The sequence below is a fragment of the Rhodopseudomonas sp. P1 genome (assembly GCF_039642825.1).
GTDB classification, from domain to species: domain Bacteria; phylum Pseudomonadota; class Alphaproteobacteria; order Rhizobiales; family Xanthobacteraceae; genus Rhodopseudomonas; species Rhodopseudomonas palustris_H.
Genome location: NZ_CP088006.1, coordinates 2,899,544 through 2,919,127 on the forward strand (window position 1 = coordinate 2,899,544; position 19,584 = coordinate 2,919,127).

At 65.6% G+C, this 19,584-nt stretch carries 20 protein-coding genes; 10 read left to right on the forward strand and 10 right to left on the reverse strand.

The window, feature by feature from the left end:
• Window positions 1–4: 4 nt before the first annotated feature.
• Both LRC39_RS13400 and LRC39_RS13405 read right to left on the reverse strand, forming a co-directional pair.
• Window positions 5–1,540 carry a class I adenylate-forming enzyme family protein gene (locus tag LRC39_RS13400; protein ID WP_346294630.1) on the reverse strand — a complete coding sequence of 512 codons (1,536 nt, stop codon included), beginning with the start codon at window positions 1,538–1,540 and terminating at the stop codon, window positions 5–7.
• A gap of 4 nt (window positions 1,541–1,544) precedes the next feature.
• The gene (locus LRC39_RS13405; protein WP_346294631.1) at window positions 1,545–3,425 is read right to left on the reverse strand and encodes an extracellular solute-binding protein; all 1,881 of its coding nucleotides are present in this window, start codon (window positions 3,423–3,425) and stop codon (window positions 1,545–1,547) included.
• A 219-nt stretch (window positions 3,426–3,644) separates the two neighbouring features.
• Between LRC39_RS13405 and LRC39_RS13410 the strand changes: the two genes are divergently transcribed.
• The gene (locus tag LRC39_RS13410) at window positions 3,645–4,397 is read left to right on the forward strand and encodes an invasion associated locus B family protein (protein WP_164633703.1); all 753 of its coding nucleotides are present in this window, start codon (window positions 3,645–3,647) and stop codon (window positions 4,395–4,397) included.
• 85 nt (window positions 4,398–4,482) lie between these two features.
• Here the strand turns inward: LRC39_RS13410 and LRC39_RS13415 are convergent, their stop codons facing one another.
• Window positions 4,483–5,052: a hypothetical protein gene (locus LRC39_RS13415; RefSeq protein ID WP_346294632.1), complete on the reverse strand. Its 570-nt coding sequence runs from the start codon at window positions 5,050–5,052 to the stop codon at window positions 4,483–4,485.
• 135 nt (window positions 5,053–5,187) lie between these two features.
• A complete protein-coding gene (gene hspQ / locus LRC39_RS13420; RefSeq protein ID WP_011158219.1) occupies window positions 5,188–5,520 on the reverse strand; it encodes a heat shock protein HspQ in 333 nt (110 codons plus the stop codon).
• A 122-nt stretch (window positions 5,521–5,642) separates the two neighbouring features.
• On the opposite strand from hspQ, the gene LRC39_RS13425 reads away from it, so the two are divergent.
• The gene (locus LRC39_RS13425) at window positions 5,643–6,599 is read left to right on the forward strand and encodes an AEC family transporter (RefSeq protein ID WP_264052283.1); all 957 of its coding nucleotides are present in this window, start codon (window positions 5,643–5,645) and stop codon (window positions 6,597–6,599) included.
• Between the two features lie 6 nt (window positions 6,600–6,605).
• Here LRC39_RS13425 and LRC39_RS13430 read toward each other — a convergent pair whose 3' ends face one another.
• On the reverse strand, window positions 6,606–7,802 hold the full coding sequence (locus LRC39_RS13430; protein ID WP_346294633.1) for a UbiH/UbiF family hydroxylase: 1,197 nt from the start codon (window positions 7,800–7,802) through the stop codon (window positions 6,606–6,608).
• A 133-nt stretch (window positions 7,803–7,935) separates the two neighbouring features.
• On the opposite strand from LRC39_RS13430, the gene pcsA reads away from it, so the two are divergent.
• The 3 genes from pcsA to LRC39_RS13445 all read left to right on the forward strand — a co-directional run bounded on the left by pcsA (window position 7,936) and on the right by LRC39_RS13445 (window position 10,450).
• Window positions 7,936–8,670, forward strand: a complete 735-nt coding sequence (gene pcsA / locus LRC39_RS13435; protein WP_346294634.1) for a phosphatidylcholine synthase — start codon at window positions 7,936–7,938, stop codon at window positions 8,668–8,670.
• Window positions 8,667–9,389 carry a TerC family protein gene (locus LRC39_RS13440; protein WP_346294635.1) on the forward strand — a complete coding sequence of 241 codons (723 nt, stop codon included), beginning with the start codon at window positions 8,667–8,669 and terminating at the stop codon, window positions 9,387–9,389. Before pcsA ends, LRC39_RS13440 begins: the two co-directional genes overlap by 4 nt.
• A gap of 86 nt (window positions 9,390–9,475) precedes the next feature.
• Window positions 9,476–10,450, forward strand: coding sequence for a quinone oxidoreductase family protein (locus LRC39_RS13445; RefSeq protein WP_107344606.1), 975 nt, complete (start codon window positions 9,476–9,478; stop codon window positions 10,448–10,450).
• 178 nt (window positions 10,451–10,628) lie between these two features.
• Here the strand turns inward: LRC39_RS13445 and rimO are convergent, their stop codons facing one another.
• Window positions 10,629–11,954, reverse strand: coding sequence for a 30S ribosomal protein S12 methylthiotransferase RimO (rimO, locus tag LRC39_RS13450; protein WP_346294636.1), 1,326 nt, complete (start codon window positions 11,952–11,954; stop codon window positions 10,629–10,631).
• Window positions 11,955–12,183: 229 nt separating this feature from the next.
• On the opposite strand from rimO, the gene LRC39_RS13455 reads away from it, so the two are divergent.
• Window positions 12,184–12,336: a hypothetical protein gene (locus tag LRC39_RS13455; protein WP_159060686.1), complete on the forward strand. Its 153-nt coding sequence runs from the start codon at window positions 12,184–12,186 to the stop codon at window positions 12,334–12,336.
• A gap of 14 nt (window positions 12,337–12,350) precedes the next feature.
• On the opposite strand, the gene LRC39_RS13460 is transcribed toward LRC39_RS13455, so the two are convergent.
• Window positions 12,351–13,265, reverse strand: coding sequence for a LysR substrate-binding domain-containing protein (locus tag LRC39_RS13460; protein ID WP_164572470.1), 915 nt, complete (start codon window positions 13,263–13,265; stop codon window positions 12,351–12,353).
• Window positions 13,266–13,366: 101 nt separating this feature from the next.
• Here LRC39_RS13460 and LRC39_RS13465 point away from each other — a divergent pair, with 101 nt between their 5' ends.
• The 4 genes from LRC39_RS13465 to LRC39_RS13480 are packed head-to-tail and all read left to right on the forward strand — an operon-like array spanning window position 13,367 to window position 16,882.
• Window positions 13,367–14,323, forward strand: a complete 957-nt coding sequence (locus tag LRC39_RS13465) for an ABC transporter substrate-binding protein (RefSeq protein WP_011158227.1) — start codon at window positions 13,367–13,369, stop codon at window positions 14,321–14,323.
• 7 nt (window positions 14,324–14,330) lie between these two features.
• Window positions 14,331–15,218 carry an ABC transporter permease gene (locus tag LRC39_RS13470; protein ID WP_346294637.1) on the forward strand — a complete coding sequence of 296 codons (888 nt, stop codon included), beginning with the start codon at window positions 14,331–14,333 and terminating at the stop codon, window positions 15,216–15,218.
• A complete protein-coding gene (locus LRC39_RS13475) occupies window positions 15,211–16,029 on the forward strand; it encodes an ABC transporter ATP-binding protein (protein ID WP_107355726.1) in 819 nt (272 codons plus the stop codon). The genes LRC39_RS13470 and LRC39_RS13475 overlap by 8 nt, the downstream gene beginning before the upstream one ends.
• Window position 16,030: 1 nt before the next feature.
• Entirely contained in the window at window positions 16,031–16,882 is an 852-nt protein-coding gene (locus LRC39_RS13480; RefSeq protein WP_346294638.1) for an alpha/beta hydrolase, read from the forward strand.
• A 7-nt stretch (window positions 16,883–16,889) separates the two neighbouring features.
• On the opposite strand, the gene LRC39_RS13485 is transcribed toward LRC39_RS13480, so the two are convergent.
• From LRC39_RS13485 to pxpB, 3 genes are read right to left on the reverse strand one after another with little or no spacing between them, the layout of a single operon-like run.
• Window positions 16,890–17,654, reverse strand: a complete 765-nt coding sequence (locus LRC39_RS13485; protein ID WP_346294639.1) for a LamB/YcsF family protein — start codon at window positions 17,652–17,654, stop codon at window positions 16,890–16,892.
• A gap of 27 nt (window positions 17,655–17,681) precedes the next feature.
• Entirely contained in the window at window positions 17,682–18,692 is a 1,011-nt protein-coding gene (locus tag LRC39_RS13490) for a biotin-dependent carboxyltransferase family protein (protein ID WP_346294640.1), read from the reverse strand.
• Window positions 18,689–19,417, reverse strand: a complete 729-nt coding sequence (gene pxpB, locus LRC39_RS13495; RefSeq protein WP_346294641.1) for a 5-oxoprolinase subunit PxpB — start codon at window positions 19,415–19,417, stop codon at window positions 18,689–18,691. Before pxpB ends, LRC39_RS13490 begins: the two co-directional genes overlap by 4 nt.
• Between the last annotated feature and the right edge of the window lie 167 nt (window positions 19,418–19,584).

Consider the following 19,584-nt stretch of genomic DNA (forward strand, 5'->3'; position numbering starts at 1 on the left):
GCTGTTAATGCGGCGTCAACGTCGATGCGCGGTTTTCATCGACCTTCGGAGCGTCGCGGAAGGCCTCGACCATCAAGGGGTTTAGGCCGAGTTCTGCAAGTGCTTCACGAGCTCTGGAATTGTCCTGGGCGCGGCCGGCGAGCCGATAGCCGCTGAGCCGGTCCGGCAGCGCGGTGAGCAGCGCACCCTGGCCGAGCCGCTTCGCCCATTCCTGCAGGTCTTGGGCGAGGAAGCGATAGCCGCCGACCGCCATCACCCCGGCGGGTGGAGCGGTGATGCAGATCGCGCCGGTGGCACGGTCGAGCCTTGCCGCGTAGCCGGTGTCGACATAGTCCGGCGGCGGCGCCATCGGGATCGAACTGTTGAGCGGTGGGAGCGGCGCATAGGCGGCGAGCGTCACCATCGGGCCGCGCAGACCGAGCGTGCCTTTCGGCGTGATCAGGATTTCGCCTGCCGTCGAACCGCCGGCATGATCACGGGGCGCCGTGTGCGGTCCCGGCATGATGGCCGCCGGCGTACCGTCCGCTGCACGCTGGGCGCCGAACAATCCGGCTTCGCCGAACAGATAGATGTCGGTGAAGTGGGCCGGCGCGCCGATCCAGTTCGGGCTTGAGGCGACCTGCTCGGGCGCCCGCCACAGGCCCACCACGCTGCGCAGCGACGGAGCCTGCGCCGTCAGTCCGGCTTCGCCGAGGCGAAGCGCAAGCGGCGCCGGTGCGACCAGGGCCTGACAGCCAAGGTCGACGATCTGCCGCTCCAGCACCGCGTCATCGAACGGGTGGTGCAGGGCCAGCGTGCCGCCGCTGAGCAGCCACGTCACCATCGATGAAGCCAGCCCGGCGAACGTCGCCGGCGTCTGCGCCGACAGCAGCACCGCCCCCTGCGGGATCGCGCTTTCGAGGAAGACAACCAGGCCGCCTGCGATCAGATGCAGATGGCTGCGCGGGATCGCCCGGACGCCGTCGCCGGTGGTGTCGAACGAGATCACCGCGGCACGGCGGGCCTCCTGCGGCCCCGGCGCCGGCGGCAAGGCGGTGGGGTCTTCCATCGCGGCATCGAGCGAGGCCATGCCCTCGGGCAGGTCATCGCCGAAGCCGCAGACATGGCGGATCGAGAACGCCTCCGCCGCGGCATTCATGGCCAGATCGGAGTGGCTGACGCCGTCGATCCAGCGCGTCGACACGATCGCCCGTGCACCGGTGCGGTTCAGCGCGGCGGTGAGATCGGCGTGGCGCCAGAGCTGCGGCAGCAACGCGACGACGAGGCCGGCGCGATGTGCCGCCAGGACGGTGAGCGGAAATTCGATGGTGTTCGGCAGTTGCACCGCGATCACCGAATTGCTCGGCAGACCAGCGGTGACGAAATGCGCGGCCAGCGCCGAGATCGCACGGTCGGCCTCGGCATAGGTCATGCGCCGCGGCGGCTGCCCGGTGATGCGCTGCTTGTCCGGCGGATCGATCAGCGCGATCGCATCCGGCTGACGGGCGAGGGTGCGGCGAAACAGTCCGTCGAGCGTCGGCGAGGTGTTGGGCGGGCTCACTGGATCACCTCTGCGGCGGTTGCTGCGGCGGCGGCCGATACCACCATGTTTCGGGAAGATAACCCGTCAGGGCAGTGGCCTTCGGACGTTCTAAACGATTCCAGCGCGCGATCCATTGCTCACGCACGCTGTACACAGGGACCACGTAGAACCCCGAGATCAGGACGCGGTCGAGCGCGCGCACGGCGTCGACGAAATCCGCGCGGCCGCGAGCGCTTAGCAGCGCGGCAATCATCGCGTCGATTGCCGGATCCTTGGCGCCCATGTAGTTGCGGGTGCCCGGCGTGTCGGCGGCGTCGCTGCCCCAATAGAAAGATTGTTCGTTGCCGGGCGACAGCGACTGGTCCCAGCGGTTCGGGATCATGTCGAAGTCGTAGGCGAGGCGGCGCTGATCGAACTGCACGGCATCCACGGTGCGGACCGACACGGTGATGCCAGCGCGCTTGAGGTCGCGGGCGAACGCCAGCGCGATCCGCTCCTGCTCCCGCGTCGTCACCAAGAGCTCGAAGGTGAGGGGCTGGCGGGTGTCGCGCTTGCGCAGCACGGTGCCGTCGAGCTGGTAGCCGGCCTGCTCCAGCAGATCGAGCGCCCGGCGCAGGCCGGCGCGGTCGCGGCCCGAACCGTCGCTCTGCGGGAGCCGGAAACTGCCGTCCAGGATATCGGCGCGAAGCCGCAGCAGATATGGCTGGAGCAGCTTGCGTTCGCCGTCATCGGCTGCGCGGCCATAGGCCGACAGCTCCGAGCCGCCGAAGAACCCCGCGGTGCGGGTGTAGAGGCCAAAGAAGTAGTTGCGATTGATCCACTCGAAGTCGAACAGGTTGAGCAGTGCCTCGCGGACCCGGACATCGGCGAACACCGGACGGCGGGTGTTGAACACCAGGGTGTCGGTCGGCTCCGGCGTGCCCGGCTTGATCGCGTCGCGGATCACGTCGCCATGGCGTGCGGCGGGGAAGTCATAGCCTTCGCTCCAACGCAGCGGATCGGTCTCGACGCGGAAGTCGTAGAGCCCGCGCTTGAACGCCTCGAACTGCGCATTGGACTCGCGGAAGTAATCGATCCGCACCTCGTCGAAGTTCCACAGGCCGCGGTTGATCGGCAGGTCGCGGCCCCAGTAGTTCGGGTCGCGCGTCAGGGTGACGCTGGTGCCGGCCTGAACATTGGTGACACGGTAGGGGCCCGAGCCGAGTGGCGGTTTGAGGGAGGTTTCTTCGAAGCTGTCGGGATTGACCGCGTGGCGGGGCAGCACCGGCATCAGGCCGAGGATCAGCGGCAGTTCGCGGTCCGGCGCACCGCCGAAATCGAACCGGACGGTGAGGGGATCTGGCGCCTCGGCGCTGGCGACCTTGCCGTAGTACAGGCGGAGGTTCGGCCGGCCCTTGTCGCGGAGTAGCTTCCAGGAGAACAGCACGTCCTCGGCGGTGACCGGCTTGCCGTCGGAAAACCGGGCGCGCGGATCGATCCGAAATGTGACGTAGCTGCGAATGTCGTCGGTTTCGACCGAGCGCGCGAGCAGGCCGTACAAGGTGAACGGCTCGTCGTGGCCGCGCGCCAGCAGACTTTCGATCACATAGCCGCGCATCTGCTGGACGGCGATGCCTTTGACGATCAGCGGGTTGAGACTGTCGAACGCGCCGACGACGCTGGCGATCATCCGGCCACCCTTGGGGGCGTCCGGGTTGACGTAGGGCATCGCGGTAAAGTCGGCTGGCTGCGCGGGCTTACCGTGCATCGCGATCGCATGGCTGACGATCGCAGGTGCGGGAGTGCCGGCCGGCTCGGCGCCTGCCGTCGTGACGCCGGTCAGGCAGCAGGTGCCGATCGCGAGCGCGGCGGCGAGGGCCTTGATTCGGCGGATGAAGCGGTGTTCTGATTCGGCGCGTCCCACGCCGGGATTTTTACCACATTAGCGCCCGGAAACCGGTGCCGGGGGATTGTTGCCATTGATCTTTGCGTTCGCCAATGTATTGAAGGCGGGCAGTCGATGATGCCCACCGGCTCGTCACGTAACCGCCTCAATTGGCACCGAGACAGCGGCCAAACGGACCGCTGTCAGCTCCAGCGTCGCAGGTTGGGGTGCGCGACCGTTTCAGAAAGGGTTTTCCGAATGAAGTCTTGCAACTTGGTCGCGTCGGCCGGGCCGCGCGGGCGGGCCTTCGCCCTGCTGGCGGCGACCGCGTTCGCGGCGTTGACCATCGCCCCCGCCGCGCAGGCCCAGCAGCCGGCTCCTCCGAAGGCAGCCCCCAAGGCGGCGCCGAAGGCCGCCCCGGCGCCGGCGCAGCAGGCTCCCGCCCAGGGACAGCCTGAGCAGCAGCAGGTTCAACTGATCTACGCGCCCTGGACCAAGTTCTGCCTCAAGGGGCAGGACGCCAACGCCAAGCAGGTCTGCTTCACCGGCAAAGACGGCCGTATCGAGTCCGGTCAGCCGGTGATCGCCGCTGTGATCATCGAGCCGGAAGGCGAGCCGAAGAAGATCCTGCGCGTGACGCTGCCGCTCGGCATGCAGCTCGTGCACGGCACCCGCATCATCGTCGACAGCAACGCGCCGCAGCAGAGCCCGTATGTGATTTGCTTCGCCAACGGCTGTATGTCGGACTACGAAGCGACGCCGGATCTGATCAATCAGCTCAAGAAGGGCCAGAACCTGATCGTGCAGGCGATCAATTCCAACGGCGCGCCGCTGACGCTGCCGCTGCCGCTGGCCGAGTTCGCCAAGGCCTATGACGGTCCGCCGACCGATCCGAAGCAGTTCGAAGAGACCCAGAAGAAGCTGCAGGAAGAGCTGCAGAAGCGCGCCGAAGAGCAGCGCAAGAAGCTGGAAGCTCAGGCTCCGGCCGGCGCCAACCCGGCTGCCAAGTAACACGTGACTGCAATCGCAAAATGCAAAGGGCGCCCCGGTGGCGCCCTTTCTGTTTTCTGCGTACTCGCCTGCGCCTGCCGAGTTGTCAGCCGGTGACGGTTGCCATCACGGACAACTGGGTTGCCGCGTCGATGCCGCGTGCCTCCATGGCGTTCTTCAGCAGCGGCGCGTCACAGCCGTGATCGCGCATCCAGCGGGCGATGATCTCGGCGCGATCCTTTCGATCACGGCAGAGCTCGGTCGCCAGCCGCAGTTCGGGCGCCACCACCGCAACGCGCGTGTTGCCCACGGCGATCTCGGAAAAGTGCGTCCAGGGGCCGCTGCCGAAGGCCTCGATGAAAGCGGACTGCGAGGGAGACTCGACGGTGCTGGCATCGACCTGAACGCCGCCCACCTCGAACGCCGCGTAATACTGCACGCAACAGGGCATCCAGGTCGGCGGGCTCAGGCATCGGTAGGCGGCAAGCGCCCGCGCGAAGGTGTCGACATCGCTGCGTGTGGGCATCAGAAAGTCGACGTCGCCGGGCTCGATCGGCACCCCGCGCAGCAGGTCCGCGGCTGTGCCGATCAGGCGGTAGTCGAAGCCGCCCTCCAGCTTCGCCAAGCTCAGCACAGTCGTAAGGGTCTGGCGCAAAAGCTCCGGCGTCTGCGTCATGAGAGCTCCTTCCCACGACAGCCTAGCAGGGATGTGGCTCTCTGCGCTTTTGTGCTTTCGCGTGAGACGGCGCGTTCCGGCAATCCGTCCCGGCTGGGTGGGTCGATACGTCGATCGAAACCGCGCGGCGCCCGATTAGTTCAGCGACGGATTGCGCGGCCGATAGCCGCCGGACTTGTCCTTGATGAAGATCTCGGCGACCTGGGAATGCCGGATCGGCTCGCCGGAATCGTCGGGCAGCAGATTCTGCTCCGACACGTAGGCGACGTATTCCGACTCCGCGTTCTCCGCCAGCAGGTGGTAGAACGGCTGGTCCTTGCTCGGCCGCACCTCTTCGGGAATTGCCAGCCACCATTCCTCGGTGTTGGCGAATTCCGGATCGATGTCGAACACCACCCCGCGGAACGAGAAGATCCGGTGGCGGACGATCTGACCGATCTGAAATTTAGCGGTTCGCGTTTTGATCATGGGAGTCGGATAGACCAGCTTGGCGGCGGACGCTAGTGGTAAACCGGCGACTCTGCTCCGCGGTGGTTCACCCGGGGTTTCCCTGATACCGCTCGGTTCCAACCCCTCACTGCCGCATTTTCATGATCGATATTCTCAACCTCGCTCTGCCGTATTTCGGCCTGATCTTCGTCGGCTTCGCCTGCGGACGCTGGAAGAAATTGCCCGAACAGGGCCTGGTTTGGATGAATTTCTTCCTCGTCTTCGTCTCGCTGCCGGCGCTGTTCTTCCGGATCATGTCGAAGACGCCGTTCGAGGAACTGAACAACCTGCCGTTCGTGCTGGCGACCACGCTGGCGACCGCGATCGCCTTCTTCCTGTCAGGGCTGCTCGGCCGGCTGATCGGCAAGCTGTCGATGCGGGAAGCAACGATGGCGGCGCTGTCCGGCGGCTACGGCAATATCGGCTATATGGGGCCGGGGCTGGCGTTGTCGGTGCTCGGCACCCAGGCAGCCGCGCCAACCGCTCTGATTTTCTGCTTCGACACGATCTTTCTGTTTTCGATCGTGCCGCTCGGCATGGCGCTCACAGCCGCCGATAAACGTCCCTTGATCCCGACCATCATCGCGGTGCTGCGGGAGATCCTGTTCCACCCGCTGATCGTCGCCGCCTATTGCGGAGCGGCGGCGGCCGCGTTCCATGTCGAGCTGCCGGTCGCGGTCGATAAGATGTTGGGGTTCCTGCAGAACGCCGCGGCGCCGGTGGCGCTGTTCACGCTCGGCGTTACTGTGGCGCTGCGGCCATTCGGCCGGGTGCCGTGGGAGATCCCAAGCCTGGTGGCGGTGAAGCTGCTGCTGCACCCGGTGATCGTGTTTTGTCTGATCTTGGCGTTCGGGCCGTTTTCGCCCGAATGGGCGGCGACTGCGGTGCTGATGGCGTCACTGCCGCCTGCGCTGAACGTGTTCGTGATCGCCCGGCAATACAATACCTGGGTCGAACCAGCGTCGGTCGCGGTGCTGATCGGCACCTTCATGTCGGTGGTGACGCTCACCACCGTGATGTGGCTGATCCGGACCGGGCAGATCCCGTTCCCGGGCTAGCCGTGCTCAGATCGAGCGCCAGAACGGCGACAGCCCCTCGCGCATGGCGAACCGGCGGATCGGGGCTACGGAGCTGATCAGATGCATCCCCACCGCCCGCAGCATCTGCGCGGGTAAGAGATCGCTGAGCAGGGTGCGGTTGGCGATGTCGATCGCGGCGGTGCGGCTGGCGATGTCGGGTCCGCGGCTGCGGCCATAGCGCGCCATCACGGCGTCCGAGCCGATATCCGTGCCGTTCGCCAGCGCGTCGCGCACGATCTCGGCAAGGTCGCCGGCGTCCCGCAGACCCATATTCAACCCCTGCGCCCCGATCGGGGGCACGACGTGAGCGGCTTCACCAACCAACGCGATGCGATGCTGCGCGTAAGCGGCCGGTTTCTCGATCGCCAGCGGAAACAGATTGCGGCCGGGCTCGACGGTCATTTTGCCGTAGATCGACTGTGACTGCTTCTCCGCCGCAGCCGACAGTTCGTCGTCGGACAGCGCCATCAGCCGTTGCGCCTCCTTCGGTGAGGCGACCCAGACAATGCTCATCCGACGGCCCGGCAGCGGCACGAATACGCACGGGCCTTCCTTGGTGTGAAACTCGGTGGAGACGTTGTCGTGCGAGCGTGTCGTCTTGACGTTGAAGGTCAGCGCCGACTGGTGCAGGGCGCGGCTGCTCACCTTGATGCCGGCGGCCTCACGGCACTGCGACTGGCGGCCATCGGCGCCGACCACCAGCTTGGCCGAGATGGTCCGGCCGCCGCGGATCCGAACGATCACTTCGTCGTCGCCGGGCACGACCGATTCAGCTTCATCGTCGAAACGCTGCAGGTTCGACAGCTCGGCCGCGCGTTCTTCGAGGCCGACCAGCAGGGCACGGTTCTCGATGTTGTAGCCGAACGCATCCATGCCGATTTCATCGGACGCGAACTTCACTTCGGGGGCCCGGATCAGCCGGCCGGTATCGTCCACCAAGCGCATCGACCGCAGCGCGGCGGCCTTGCTCGAGCAGCGGCGCCAGACGTCGAGTCGGTCGAGAATGTCGATCGAATCGCCCAGCAGAGCCGTGGTGCGATTATCGCCGTAGGGCACCAGCCGCGCGATCAGTGCGGTGGTTGCGCCGGTCTCGGCAAGCGCGATGGCGGCGGTGAGGCCGGCGGGACCGCCGCCCACAATGACGGCGTCGTAGCTGTTAGGCTCGATCAGGCTCTGGGTCATGGCACGGACAATTGCTCTCGCCAGCGACGATTTCAAGTCCGCCGCGAAACATTAACGTTTCCGGCCGTTTGCGCGACGGAACGCCGCAACTGATTGTGCAGACAGGTACCCAACCTGATATGCACGAGGCCCGATGACCCAGCTGGACCCTTCGCCATTGCCGCCCGGATCGGGCACACGCCGCGCCGCCGCGCTCGGCGTGCACCTGTTTACGGCCGCAGGGGCGGCGATCGCATTGCTCGCGATGCTGGAAGCTGTCCGCCAGCATTGGGCCGGGATGTTCGCCTGGCTCGGGTTGGCGCTGCTGATCGACGCGATCGACGGCCCGCTGGCGCGGCGCCTGGACGTCGCAAGGTTGCAGCCGCAATGGTCGGGTGACGTGCTCGATCTGGTGGTCGATTTCGTCACCTACGTGTTCGTCCCGGCCTATGCGATCACCGCGAGTGGCCTGCTATTGCCGATCGCAGCGCCGCTGCTCGGCATCGGCATCGTGATCAGTTCGGCGATGTACTTCGCCGACCGACGGATGAAGACCGACGATAATCACTTCCGCGGCTTTCCGGCGCTGTGGAACGCAGCAGCGTTCTATCTGTTCTTGCTGCACCCGCCGGCGATCGTCGGCAGCCTGGGAATAGCAGCCTTGATCGTGCTCACCTTCGTGCCGTTTCGCGTCGTGCATCCGGTGCGTGTTGCGCGGTGGCGCGCCTTGACGCTGGCGCTGATCGCGCTGTGGGCGGTGCTCGCTGCCTATGCAATTGTCCGTGACTTCGAAGTCCCGCTGCCGGTTACCATCGTGCTGTGCGCGGTCGCCCTCTATGTCTGCCTTGCCGATAGTGTCATCCGCTTATTCCGACGAGCCCCCCGATGATCGAATTGTTGTCCAGTCCCGAAGCCTGGGCCGCGCTGCTCACCCTGACGGCGCTCGAAATTGTCCTCGGCATCGACAACGTCATCTTCCTGTCCGTGCTGGTGTCCCGTATCCCCGAGCCGCGGGCGACCCGCGCCCGCCAGATCGGCCTCGGCCTGGCGCTGCTGTTTCGGCTCATGCTGCTCAGCGTGCTGGTGTGGCTGATCGGGCTGACGGCGCCGGTGTTCAGCATCGCCGACAGGGCGTTCTCCTGGCGCGACATCATCCTGATCCTCGGCGGCCTGTTTCTGATCGCCAAGGCGACCCACGAGATTCATGCCGAGGTCGAGGCCAAGGAAGGCGAGGCGCAAGCCTCGGCCGCCGATCGGGCGTTCTTCTGGGTGATCGTGCAGATCGTGGTGGTCGACCTGGTGTTCTCGATCGACTCGATCATCACCGCGATCGGCATGGCCCAGGACATCGAGATCATGGTCGCGGCGGTGCTGATCGCAATGGCGGTGATGTACGTCTCGTCCGGCCCGGTGGCGCGATTCGTCTCCGAGCACCCGACCACCAAGATGTTGGCGCTGGCATTCCTGGTGCTGATCGGCGTGGCGCTGGTGGCCGATGGTTTCGCGTTCCACATCCCGCGCGGCTACATCTACTTCGCCATCCTGTTCTCGGCCGCGGTGGAGTTCTTCAACGTGCTTGCCAAGCGTAACCGCGCCAAGCCGCGTTGACGCCGTGCGCCGCCGCATCGCCGCCGGTTGACAAGGCCGGGGCGATGGCATTCCGTGACGCTGACAATAGACCTGAGGGGACGATAATGGCGAAGGCGGTGCGGGTGCATCAGGTGGGTGGACCGGAGGTTCTGGTCTACGAGGACGTCGAGCTGCCGCCGCCGGGCGAGGGCGAGGTCCGCATCCGCCAGCACGCGGTCGGCCTTAACTTCATCGACGTGTATTTCCGCACCGGACTCTACAAGGCGCCATCGCTGCCGTTCGTGATCGGCAACGAGGCGGCCGGTGAGGTCGTCTCGGTCGGCCCGCACGTCACCAATTTCCATCCCGGTGACCGCGTCGCGTACTACGCGAATCTCGGCGGCTATGCCACCGAGCGCAACATCGAAGCCGCCAAGCTGGTCAAGCTGCCCGACCACATCACCTACGAGCAGGGCGCCGTGCTGATGCTCAAGGGCCTGACGGTTTGGTACCTGCTGCACAAGACCTTCAAGGTCGAACCCGGCCACCGCGTGTTGATCCACGCTGCCGCCGGCGGCATCGGTCTGCTCGCGTGCCAATGGGCGCGGGCGCTCGGCGCGCATGTCATCGGCACCGTCGGCTCCAAGGCCAAGGCCGATCTGGCGCTGGCCAATGGCTGCGATCACGTCATCCTCTACAACGAAGAAGACTGGGTGGCGCGGGTCAAGCAGATCAGCCGCAATGAGCTGTGCGATGTGGTCTATGACGGCGTCGGCAAGGCGACGTTCCCCGGCTCGCTGAAGTGCATCAAGCCGCGCGGGCTGTTCGTGTCGTTCGGCAACGCCTCAGGCCCGGTGCCGCCGTTCCCGCTTACCGAGCTCAACAACCACGGCTCGCTGTTCGCGACCCGTCCGAAGCTGAACGACTATATCGGCACGCGGAAGGAGCTGATCGAGGGCGCCGACACGCTGTTCTCGGCCGTGATCGAAGGTAAGCTGCACGTCCCGATCAACCACGCCTATGCGCTCAAGGACGCCGCCAAGGCGCATGTCGATCTGGAAGGGCGTGTCACGACCGGTGCTTCGATTCTGAAGCCGTAAGGTCGCGGCTGCGACGCTGCGGCCTCTCAAGGTACAGTCGTCATCCCCCGCGCATGCGGGGGATCCAGTATTCAAGAGCGCCTGTTACTTGACATCAGTGCTCTGCAATACTGGGTCGCCCGGACAAGCCGGGCGATGACGTGATTAGATGTCGAGGAGCCGTGCGTTAGCGGCGAGTTCAGAACCCCGCCACGGTGCCGTGGAGGTCGTACGCGTCAGCACTGTCGATCTTGGCGGTGACGATTTCGCCGACGCGCAGCGGGCGGCGGCTGGACAGATAGACCGCGCCGTCGATGTCCGGCGCGTCGGCCTTGGAGCGGCCTTTGGCGACGGTCGGGCCGATCTCGTCGATGATCACCTGCTGACGGGTGCCGACCTTGCGCTTCAGCCGGCGGGCAGAGATCGCCTGCTGCCGCGCCATCAGCCTGTTCCAGCGCTCCTGCTTGACCTCATCCGATATCTGATCGGGCAGGGCGTTGGACGGTGCGCCGGCGACCGGCTCGTATTTAAACGCCCCGAGACGATCGATTTCGGCTTCGTCCAGCCATTCGAGCAGGAATTCGAAGTCGCGCTCGGTCTCGCCAGGGAAGCCCACAATGAAGGTCGAGCGCAGCGCCAGATCCGGGCACTGCTCGCGCCAGCGCTTGATCCGGTCCAGCGTCTTGTCCTGCGCGGCCGGACGCTTCATCAGCTTCAGCACGTCGGGGCTGGCGTGCTGGAACGGGATGTCGAGATAGGGCAGCACCTTGCCGTCCGCCATCAAGCCGATCACATCGTCGACATGCGGATACGGATAGACGTAGTGCAGCCGCACCCAGGCGCCGAGCTCGCCGAGCTCGCTGGCCAGATCGAGGAATTTGGCGCGGACGCTGCGATCCTTCCATGGGCTCTCTGCGTACTTCACATCGACGCCGTAGGCCGAGGTGTCCTGCGAGATCACCAGCAGCTCCTTGACGCCGGCAGCGACCAACTTCTCGGCTTCGCGCAGCACGTCGCCGGCCGGGCGCGATGCGAGATCGCCGCGCAGCTTCGGGATGATGCAGAAGCTGCAGCGATTGTTGCAGCCCTCGGAGATCTTCAAATACGCGTAGTGCCGCGGCGTCAGCCGCACGCCCTGCGGCGGCACCAGATCGAGATGCGGGTTGTGAAGCGCCGGCCGGGCCCGATGCACCGCCTCGAGCACGCTTTCATATTGCTGCGGTCCGGTGATCGACAGCACGCCGGGGTAGGCGGCTTCGATCTGCTCCGGCTCGGCGCCCATGCAGCCGGTGACGATCACCTTGCCGTTGGCCGCCATCGCTTCGCCGATCGCCGCCAGCGATTCCTGCTTGGCGCTGTCGAGAAAGCCGCAGGTGTTGACGATCACGAGGTCAGCGCCGTCGTGCTTGCGAGCTAGCTCATAGCCCTCTGCGCGCAACCGCGTGATGATGCGCTCGGAATCGACCAGGGCCTTGGGGCATCCCAGCGAAACAAAACTGATCTTGGGCGCGGTGGCCTGCTGCATGGTCGAACTGCCTGGATTGGGGTGGAGAGGAGCTAAACCGGATCGGCGGCGCTGGCAAGGCGGGCCGGAACTCGGTTGGGCGAGAAGAATGCTCTTTGGCGAGGTTCCGGAAGAGACGAATTTTTCCGGTTCCGGGACCCGTGCAGCGGGCCCGTTGTTATTTCGGCGGCCGTCTTGCGGAGGTCGACGGCCAGGCCTTTCTTGTTCTGCGGAACCAGGAGACGGACCGGTGCGACAACAGCCTCATTTGCAGTCCGCGACAGCCCAGCGGCTTCGGTCGTGGTCGGCGGTCGCCGTCGATATTCACGTCCTGATGCTCGGCGCGGCATTCGGGCTGATCGGCGCGATCGTGATCGCCGCCCCGCATCTGCGGCTGCCGTGATCGCCTGAGGGCTACTACTCGTGTGAACCGCTGCCCGCCTGGGTTCGCACGAAACGCGCCGCGGGAGCGAGCGCTGAATTTGCGAAATGCCGGACGATCACGCTGGCGAGCGCCTGTGCCGCAGGATTGGAGCTTCGCGCCGAGCGATAGAGGACTAAGTCGACTTTGGGCAGGGCGGGGAACGTATCACCGCGGCCGAGCATGCGCATCCCCGGCAGCACCGAGCTCTTGCCAACGACGCTGACCGCAATCCCTGAGAACACCGCCGCCTGAATGCCGCTGATGCTCTCGCTGATGCAGCTCAGCCGCCAGATCCGGCCGATGCTTTCGAGCGCCGCGAGACCGAAATCGCGGAAGATGTTGCCGGGCGGCAGCATCGCCAGCGGCACTGGGTTTTCGAGGTGCACCGAGCTTCGCTCAGACGCCACCCACACCAGTTCTTCCTGTGCCACCAACTCGCCGACCTTGAACGCCGGCATCCCCGTGACGATCGCCAGATCAATCTCCGCGCGCTCGACCGACGCCATCAGCTTGCTCGACAGCGCGCATTTCAGCTCGACATCGACATTTGGGTAGGCGCTGCGGAAGTCCGCCAGAATGCCCGGCAGCAGATACGCGGCGTAGAGATCGGGCATCCCCAGCACGACCACGCCGTCAAGTTTCGGTGCGGCGAGGCGGGCACGTAGTTCGTCCTGCAGGCCCATGATGGTGCGCGCATAGCCGAGTACGAGCTCACCGTGATTAGTCAGCACCAGCTTGCGGCCGACCTTGGTGAACAGCGGTGCTCCGGTTGCTTCCTCCAGCCGGTTGAGCTGCAGGCTGACGGCCGGCTGGGTCCGGCCCAGCCGCCGCGACGTTTCGGAAAAGCTGCCGGTCTGAACCAGCACGATGAAGGTTTGCAGCAGGCGGAGGTCGAGTGGGGCGAGCATGGTTTTATTAAGCCAGCTTATAAAACCGATATAAACAATAAATTTCTGATGTTGTTGCGTCGCACCTACAGTGGCTTGCCGGGATCAGCAGCGAGGAAGCCATGCACAACAGCACCAGACGCCACTTCATCCGCCTTGCGGTGACCGCGACAGCGCTTGCCGCCACCAGCCTGACAGCGCTTGCGGAGGATCGCGTCATCAAGGTCGGGACCTTGAAGCTGATCCACGGCATCACGCCGTACTTCTACGAGAAATTCGTGCCGGCGGGCGTCAAGGTGGTGGTGGTGCCATTCGAGAGCCCGACCGATGGCAAGAACGCCGTGGTCACCGGCTCGGTCGATTTCGGCATCTTCGGCCTCGCGGCCGCGACCCTCGGCGGCGCCAATGGCGAACCCGTGGTGGTAGTCGGCGCGGCCTGCAATCGGGGCATGGCGGTGGTGGCCGGCAAGGACTCCGGCATTGCCAGCATCAAGGATTTGAAGGGCAAGAAGGTCGCGATCTGGCCGGGCTCGACCCAGGAGGTCGTCATCCTCGACCGGCTGGCCGCCGAGGGCATGTCGATCAAGGACATTCAGGCGGTCCGCGTCTCGTTCAGCGATATGGCTCCGGCGTTGGCACGCGGCGACATCGACGCCTATGTGGGCGCCGAGCCGGCGGCAGGTATCAGCCTCGCCAGCGGCGTCGGCAAGATCGTCGAATATCCGTATTCGACGCCGACCGGTTCGCTGAACATGGTGCTGAGCACCCGGCGCGAGCTGATCGAGAAAGACCCCGAACTAATCCGCACGCTGCTGAAGGTACATCGCAAGGCCAGCGAATTCGCGATGAGCAACCGCGACGCCTTCGTCGAGATGGCGATGCAGAAGCTCGGCCAGCAGAAGGCATCGATCGAGCAGGCGGCGCCGAACGTCGAGCTGACCTGGAACATCGACGATCAGTTTCTGAAGCAGGCGCAGTATTACGGCGCCCAGATGCTCGACAAGAAGCAGATCCGGCAGCTCCCCGACTACAAGACGTTCATCGATCCAAGCTTCATCAAGGCCATCTCGGCGTCGTGAGCGATCAATGAGCTTGGAAAGTACGGTCTCCCCGTCCGCCATGAGTGGCCCCGCGATCACCAAGGCTGCCGCCAATGTACGCGGCAGCAGCACCAGACAGTTCGCCAAACTCAGAGCCAGGCTCCGCACCGCCGCCCTTGCGCTGATCGTGCCGCTCGGTCTGCTGCTGGTTTGGGACCTGATGGTGCGGTGGACCGGGACGCGGCTGGTTCCGCCGCCCTCCGGTGTCGCGACCATGATGTGGGATTTCGCCTTCGGCGGAATCTACGACGACGCCTATAGCGGCAGCCTGCCGATCCATTTCTGGAAGTCAGTGCAGCGCGTGTATGGCGGCTTCTTCCTGGCGGCGCTGCTCGGGATTCCGCTCGGGCTGATGATCGGCCGGATTCCGCTGCTGCGTGCGCTGCTCGATCCGACGCTCGCCCTGCTGAGGCCGATCCCGGTCACCGCCTGGCTGCCGCTGTCGATGATCTTCTTCGGCCTGGGGCCGAAGTCGGCGGTGTTCCTGGTGTTCCTCGGGGCGTTCTATCCGATCCTGCTCAACACCGTGTTCGGCGTGAAATCGGTCGATGTCCGGCTGTTCGAGGCGGCCGGGATGCTCGGCTGCAGCGGTCCGCAATTGTTCAGATCCGTGGTGCTGCCTGCGGCGCTGCCGAGCATCTTCAACGGCCTCCGGCTCGGCGCGTCATTCGCCTGGATCCTGATCGTGGTCGGCGAGATGACCGGCGTGCCGGAAGGTCTCGGCGCCGTGATCATGGATGGCCGCACACTGTCGCGCACCGACCTGGTCATCACCGGGATGATCATCATCGGCATCACCGGATTCCTGTCGGACCGCATCCTGGTGTCCCTCAGCAATTACTTCCTGCGCTGGAGCCCGCAGCATCATGCTTGATCAAACCACCCATCGCGACGCGCCGCCGGTGATCCTGGAGGTCAGCGGGCTCAATAAGATCTATCAGGCCTCGAATGGCCCAGTCGAAGCGCTGCGCAGCGTTGACCTGACAGTGCGCAAGGGCGAGTTCATCTGCCTGCTCGGCGCCTCCGGCTGCGGCAAGTCGACTCTGCTACGGATCATCGCCGGCTTCGAGCAGGCGACGCAGGGCTCAGTCGGCGTGTACGGCTGCGAGGTGAGGGGACCTGGCCCCGACCGCGGCATGGTGTTTCAGGACTACGCCCTGTTTCCGTGGCTGACGGTCCGGCAGAACATTGGGTTCGGCCCCAGCCATCGCCGCGTCGCGGCGCAGGAAGTCGACAAACTGACCGATCGGTTCATGGCGATGGTCGGGCTGACGGCCTTTGCAGACCGCTATCCGCACCAGCTCTCCGGCGGCATGAAGCAGCGTGTGGCGATCGCCCGCGTGCTCGCCAATGATGCCGACATTCTGTTGATGGACGAGCCGTTCGGTGCGCTCGACGCCCTGACCCGCGCCGCTTTGCAGGAAGAGCTGATCGAGATCTGGCGCAGCACCAAGCTGACCGTGATCTTCGTCACCCATTCGGTCGAAGAGGCGGTTCTGCTCGCCGATCGGGTTGTGGTGATGAGCTCGTCGCCGGGCCGGATCGACCAAGACGTCGAGATCGAGCTGCCGCGGCCGCGCGACGTGGCGTCGGTCGAGTTCAATCGGCTTCGGCGCAGCATCACGCAGCAACTGACCAGCCATGTCGGCGCAGGCCGCAAGGTTGCAGCGACGGCGGATTCCTGACGTGGACGTTGCAGCCCCCCACGCGTCGCGATCGGTCTATCGCGGGATGGATCGTGCGGCTCTCGATGCCGCCTACAACAACAGCGCAGCAGTCGTCGACAGCCCGCAATGGCTGGAACGCTGGCGCCAGCGCAGTGCTGTCCGCCGCGCCGGTCCCGGAGCACGGCTCGATATCCCGTATGCGGAGCGCGAACGGACTTCGATCGACTATTTTGCCTCCGGCGAAACCGGCGCGCCGCTGCTGGTGTTTCTGCACGGCGGCTATTGGCAGCGCAATTCGAAGGAGATTTTCTCCTTCGTTGCCGATGGGCCGAATGCGCAGGGCATCGATGTCGCTGTGGTCGGCTACACGTTGGCTCCGACGGCGCGGCTGTCGGACATCGTCGCCGAGGTCGATCTGGCGCTCGATGCGCTCGCCGCTGACACCGAGCGCTTCGGCTTCGACCGGCGCAAGCTGGTGGTCAGCGGCTGGTCCGCGGGCGGGCATCTGGCGTCGGTCGCGAGCGCGCATGCCGCGGTCCGAGGCGCGGTGTGCATCAGCGGCATCTTCGATCTCGAGCCGATTGCGCTGTGCTATCTCGACGACGCGCTGCGCCTCGACCGCCAGGAGATCGAGATATTGAGCCCGATCCGGCGCACCCGCCTTGGTACGGCGCCACAGTCGCTGGTGGTCGGCGGTGATGAGTTGCCCGAACTGCAGCGTCAGTCGCTGGACTATTCCAACGTCGCTGCGCGGGCAGGATTGCCCATCACTCTGAGCATCCTGCCGCGGCATCACCATTTCTCCATTCTGAATGAATGGAACGCGGACGGCGCACTCACCGCCGAGCTGCTGGCCCTGATCGGGGCGTAGCTACGCGTCAGGTGCCGGCAAAGGGCGCGACGGTGATGCCGCTGGCTTCCAGCTTGCGGCGGACGCCGCGCGCGATCTCGACCGCGCCCTTGGTGTCGCCATGGATGCACACCGTGTCGGTGCGCATCTTGATCACCTTGCCGGTGACGGAGACGACGGCGCCGTCCTGCGCCATCCGCAGCACGCGTTCGGCGATCTCATCGGGGTCGTGCAGCACCGCGCCGGGCTTCTTGCGCGACACCAGATTGCCGTCGTCCTCATAGGCCCGATCGGCAAACACTTCGTGCGCCAGCGGCAGGCCGGCTGCTTCGCCTGCAACCATCAGTTTCGAGTTCGCCAGCACGACGAACACCAGCGATGGATCGACCGCCTTGATCGCCAAGGCAATCGCGCGTGCGGTCATGTCGTCTTCGCAGGCGACGTTGGACAGCGCGCCGTGCGCCTTGACGTGGGTGACCTTGTGGCCGGCGAGGGCCGCGACCGCCTGCAGCGCGCCGATCTGATAGGCGACGAGGTTTTCGATCTCCGCGGCTGTAATCCCCGGCACCGGCCGGCGGCCGAAACCGTGCAGGTCGCGGAAGCCCGGATGCGCGCCGATCGCGACGCCGTTTTGCTTCGCGAGCTTGACGGTCGCATGCATGATGTCCGGATCGCCGGCGTGGAAGCCGCAGGCGATGTTGACGCTGGTGGCGATTTGCATCATCGCCGCATCGTCACCCATCTGCCAGACGCCAAAGCCTTCGCCGAGGTCGCAGTTTAGATCGATCTTCATCCCGATTGGTCCCGTCGTCAGATTCGATTACTCCGCCGCCAGCGCGTCGATCGCCGCACCGGCGACGTTGGCGGAGAGCAGCGCGTCGAGGTCGATGGTGGCGTGCTGCGCGTCGCGCAGCCGGTCAGGCAGCGAGCGGATCAGCCTGGCCATCGCGCGATAAGCTTCCTGAGCTTCGTCGACGCTCACCGTCTGAAAGCGGAACGGTCGGCCGGGTTGACGCTGCGCCAGCCGCCCGAGATCGGCTGAGATCACCGTGGCAATCTTCGGATAGCCGCCGCTGGTGCCGCGATCGGGCATCAGCACGATCGGCTGGCCCGAGCCGGGCACCTGGATGCTGCCGTCGACGGTGCCGTCCGAGACGATGTTGTGGCCGTGGAGATGCGAGATCTGCGGACCGTCGAGCCGATAGCCCATGCGGTCGCTGGTCGCCGAGATCGTCCATTCGCCGGCGAGGAACGTCTCGACCGCGTCGCCGAACTCATCGTTCTGCGGACCGAGGACGACGCGGATCGGCGTGTCCTGTTGCTCGGGCAGGTCGAGGCGGCGTTCGAGCGCCGGTGCCGCGGACTTGACCTCGATGGTGTCGCCGGCCTGCAGCGGCCGCGGGTAGGGGCTGCCGAGACCGGCGCGCGCGTTGACAGCAAGACTGCCGAACATCGGCTCGCCGCCGACGGCGCCCTCAATTCCCAGATAGCTGAAGACGCCGCCACGCGCGACGCCGACGGTGAGGATCTGGCCTTCGGTGAGCGTGAACGACTCGTTGAACGCCAGCGGCTTTCCGTCCAGCGCAGCGGGCCGCTCGGCGCCTGTCAGCGCCAGGCGCACCGCGCCGTCTCGGACGCTCAGTTTCGCGCCGAGCGGCCCGAGTTCGATCGCCGCCGCGAACGCGCTGTTGCCGACCAGCACATTGGCGGCGGCAAGCGACAGCCGGTCCATCGCGCCGCTCGGCGGCAGGCCGTAACGCTGCGCGCCGTGGCGCCCGGCATCCTGCACGGAGGTGGCCGGGCCGACGCTATCGATCACAAGCTTCGTCATGCGCTCAGCAATTCCGCGACGACTTCACCATGGGACGCTGCATCGTCGCGCTCGGCGAACTCCTTGGCGTCGATCTGCGCGAAGCTGATGGCGTCGCCAGGTTCGAGCAAAAAGATCGGCTCGCGATACAACTGATAAGTGCGCACCGGCGTGCGACCGAGCAGGTGCCATCCGCTCGGTCCGGCCAGACATTGGATGCCGGTCTGGATGCCGCCGACCGAAATCGTGCCGGCCGGAGTGTGCAGTCGCGGCGCTTGCCGCCGGGGCATCGCCAACGCCGGATCGAGGCCAGAAAGATACGACCAGCCCGGTGTGAAGCCGATCATCGCGACGCGATAATCGCCGGCGGCGTGGCGCGCGACCAGTGCATCCGGTGTGGTGTTCAAAGCCTGCGCCGCATCCTCCAGATCGATACCGTGCTCGCCGCCATAACACACCGGAATCCGCCAGCGCCGCTTGGCGACGGTCTCGCTTTCATCGGGCGTCTGCGCGAGCGTTACGAGTTGATCGGATAGTGCGCCGAAGCCGATCGTCTCCGGATCGTAATGCACCAGAAGCGACCGATAGGTCGGCACGGTTTCGACGATGCCGGAGATCGGAGCGTGCTTCAGCTTGCGATCGAGCGCCAACACGCGACGATTAGCTTCATCACTGATATCGCGGCCGAACTCGACGGTGATCGCGGTGTCACCGCTCGGCAGCATCCTGGGAGGTGGGGTGGTCATGCTGCAACGATCTCACAAAGCTACCGGCAGCGATAGCGCCTTTTCCGAGCGGTTGAAAAGCACTTCGCAACTCATGCGAGGTCGATAAGTCGGTGACTTTGGAGGTGATAAATTGCGATGATCGCCATGCGCTGGGAAGAGCTGCTGAGCGCAGGGTTGCGTCTTGA

What these genes read in the sequence shown, in the direction of transcription:
- LRC39_RS13410 (WP_164633703.1), top strand. Translation starts at nt 3,645, where the DNA reads ATGAAGTCTTGCAACTTGGTCGCGTCGGCCGGGCCGCGCGGGCGGGCC.
- LRC39_RS13415 (WP_346294632.1), bottom strand. Translation starts at nt 5,052, where the DNA reads ATGACGCAGACGCCGGAGCTTTTGCGCCAGACCCTTACGACTGTGCTG.
- hspQ (WP_011158219.1), bottom strand. Translation starts at nt 5,520, where the DNA reads ATGATCAAAACGCGAACCGCTAAATTTCAGATCGGTCAGATCGTCCGC.
- LRC39_RS13425 (WP_264052283.1), top strand. Translation starts at nt 5,643, where the DNA reads ATGATCGATATTCTCAACCTCGCTCTGCCGTATTTCGGCCTGATCTTC.
- LRC39_RS13430 (WP_346294633.1), bottom strand. Translation starts at nt 7,802, where the DNA reads ATGACCCAGAGCCTGATCGAGCCTAACAGCTACGACGCCGTCATTGTG.
- pcsA (WP_346294634.1), top strand. Translation starts at nt 7,936, where the DNA reads ATGACCCAGCTGGACCCTTCGCCATTGCCGCCCGGATCGGGCACACGC.
- LRC39_RS13440 (WP_346294635.1), top strand. Translation starts at nt 8,667, where the DNA reads ATGATCGAATTGTTGTCCAGTCCCGAAGCCTGGGCCGCGCTGCTCACC.
- LRC39_RS13445 (WP_107344606.1), top strand. Translation starts at nt 9,476, where the DNA reads ATGGCGAAGGCGGTGCGGGTGCATCAGGTGGGTGGACCGGAGGTTCTG.
- rimO (WP_346294636.1), bottom strand. Translation starts at nt 11,954, where the DNA reads ATGCAGCAGGCCACCGCGCCCAAGATCAGTTTTGTTTCGCTGGGATGC.
- LRC39_RS13460 (WP_164572470.1), bottom strand. Translation starts at nt 13,265, where the DNA reads ATGCTCGCCCCACTCGACCTCCGCCTGCTGCAAACCTTCATCGTGCTG.
- LRC39_RS13465 (WP_011158227.1), top strand. Translation starts at nt 13,367, where the DNA reads ATGCACAACAGCACCAGACGCCACTTCATCCGCCTTGCGGTGACCGCG.
- LRC39_RS13470 (WP_346294637.1), top strand. Translation starts at nt 14,331, where the DNA reads ATGAGCTTGGAAAGTACGGTCTCCCCGTCCGCCATGAGTGGCCCCGCG.
- LRC39_RS13475 (WP_107355726.1), top strand. Translation starts at nt 15,211, where the DNA reads ATGCTTGATCAAACCACCCATCGCGACGCGCCGCCGGTGATCCTGGAG.
- LRC39_RS13485 (WP_346294639.1), bottom strand. Translation starts at nt 17,654, where the DNA reads ATGAAGATCGATCTAAACTGCGACCTCGGCGAAGGCTTTGGCGTCTGG.
- LRC39_RS13490 (WP_346294640.1), bottom strand. Translation starts at nt 18,692, where the DNA reads ATGACGAAGCTTGTGATCGATAGCGTCGGCCCGGCCACCTCCGTGCAG.
- pxpB (WP_346294641.1), bottom strand. Translation starts at nt 19,417, where the DNA reads ATGACCACCCCACCTCCCAGGATGCTGCCGAGCGGTGACACCGCGATC.